This is a genomic window from Bradyrhizobium sp. Kon37 (assembly GCF_055807535.1).
The window spans coordinates 1-568 of sequence record NZ_JBVVOY010000108.1 but is presented as its reverse complement, the minus strand read 5'-3'; the positions used below and the strand labels follow the sequence as shown (position 1 = coordinate 568).

The 568-nt window shown below is 58.8% G+C and carries 1 protein-coding gene; it reads left to right on the top strand.

Annotation, left to right across the window (positions count from 1 at the left end; translation table 11 throughout):
- Positions 1 to 464: hypothetical protein (locus AC0L3J_RS37300; RefSeq protein WP_473350420.1), on the top strand; the 464-nt coding region annotated here is incomplete at its 5' end.
- Positions 465 to 568 lie beyond the last annotated feature (104 nt).

Genomic DNA, 568 nt, shown 5'->3' with positions numbered 1-568 from the left:
GTCGGCTTCAGGCCCAGTTTCTTACCGCCATCACCTTCAAAAGAGCGCATCAGTTGCCAGCCCTTCCAGAGGTTATCCAGCGTCAGATCGCCTTTTACCGCGACAGCCATCTGCCAGAAGCCGTAACCGGCAGCACGGCGGGTGCTGGCACCAAACAGGAACTCGTTATCCATAAAAACGTGGTCGTCATCGAAGAACAACTGGCGATCATTCGTGCCGACAGCGTGCTGTCTGTGGTATCTGCATCGTCAGCAGAAACGCTCGCTGAGGCTGGGGGGCTGGACGTTCTGGGTGTGGGCGATCTGAATACCCGTATCCGTGCGACCGTTGCCGGTCTGGATAAGGCAAACCCGGAGCACTTTACCGCAGGGGGAGAACCCAAAGTGAAAGCCGTCAGTGCGGCGCTGGGGGAACCGGTGAGCAGTGCGCAAATCAAAGCGGCGCTGGCTGAGGCGGATGCATGAATTACGCGACGGTAAATGACCTGTGCGCCCGCTATACACGTACGCGGCTGGATATTCTCACCCGCCCTAAAACAGCGGACGGGCAGCCGGATGATGCCGTGGCA